Consider the following 1548-nt stretch of genomic DNA (forward strand, 5'->3'; position numbering starts at 1 on the left):
GATCTTTAATAGGTCATTCCTCCATTGAAATCCCCAATATAGAACAGGAATTATTAATATTTATAATCATAAGCGAATCTTCCCTCATGTTATGATTCCACAGGCGTTTCCCATCAAAACATTCGATCGGCAAATTATGTCGAAAATTCAGAAATCTACATTTAAATTGATAGCTATAGGTCAATTAGCCCTACCTATCATTTTATAAAAATAAAAAAATGCCTCCATAACAGTTTTACGGTCTTGGAGGCATTTCTAGTACTCTTTATGGTGTTTTAATAATTTTCACAGAGGTATCCTCAACAATTGCAGTGAAGTTCTTAACTTCAGGCTGCTCAAAGATAAAGTCAGTGATGCCGTCTTCGAGTTGTTCTTGAAGTACACGGCGGAGCGGTCTCGCTCCGAAAGCTGGGTGATATCCGAGTTCAATTAGCCTTTGTTTCGCTTCATTCGTTACATCTAAAGATAAACCATTTGCAGCAAGGGTTTCGTCTAGCTCGTGAATCATGATATCAACGATTTGCAGAAGATTTTCCTTCTTCAATGCCGAGAATTCAATGATGCTATCGAATCGGTTCAAGAATTCCGGTTTGAAGAAACTGCCTAAAGATTGTAGGATTGAAGCCTCTTCCACAGCTGAACTTGTACCGAATCCCATTACTTTTTGTTTCTCACCGACCCCAGCATTACTCGTCATGATGATCACGGTATCTTTAAAAGTAACGGTCCGCCCTTGACTGTCGGTTAAGCGGCCATCTTCCATGATTTGCAGGAACATATGCAATACATCCGGATGTGCCTTTTCGATTTCATCCAATAGGATGATACTGTAAGGTTTACGGCGAACTTTTTCCGTCAATTGCCCAGCTTCCTCATGCCCTACATATCCAGGAGGAGAACCGATTAATTTAGAAACACTGTGTTTCTCCATGAATTCACTCATGTCAAGACGAATCATCGCTTCCTTGTCCCCGAACAATTCCTCAGCGAGAGTTTTCGCCAATTCGGTTTTACCTACTCCTGTCGGACCAACGAAAAGGAAAGATCCGGTAGGACGATTTTTGGATTTTAACCCTGCACGACTTCTTCGAACGGCCTTGGAAACCTTTTTGACAGCCTCTTGCTGCCCGATTACTTTTTTCATCAGCTCCTCTTGGAGATGAACCATTTTTTCTTGCTCACCTTCTTGGAGCTTACCTACAGGTATACCAGTCTTTTGTTCGATGATATTTTGAATGTCTTCAACGGTAACGGTTGGCTTAATTGCATCTTCCCCAGCCTGCAAGGACTTTTCCAGTTTTTCTTCTTCATCACGAAGAAGTGCAGCTTTTTCATATGCTTCTTCTTTTAAGGCCATTTCTTTTTCTTTATAAATTTGCGCCAGACGCTCTTTCATGTTTTCTACCTGGCCGTCTTCGATGTTCAAGTTCAATTTGGAACCAGCTTCATCCATTAAGTCTATTGCCTTATCAGGCAGGAATCGGTCTTGAATATAGCGATTCGAGAGTTCAACAGCCGCTTTTAGGGCTTCCTCACTATATGATACAC

General features: G+C 41.1%; 1 protein-coding gene. It reads right to left on the reverse strand.

What is annotated here, in order from left to right:
- Positions 1-265: 265 nt before the first annotated feature.
- Positions 266-1548: AAA family ATPase (locus ACFVSH_RS26465; protein WP_387708784.1), on the reverse strand; the 1283-nt coding region annotated here is incomplete at its 5' end.

The sequence above is a fragment of the Peribacillus sp. NPDC058002 genome, from assembly GCF_042886655.1.
In the GTDB taxonomy this organism is placed as follows: domain Bacteria; phylum Bacillota; class Bacilli; order Bacillales; family DSM-1321; genus Peribacillus; species Peribacillus aracenensis.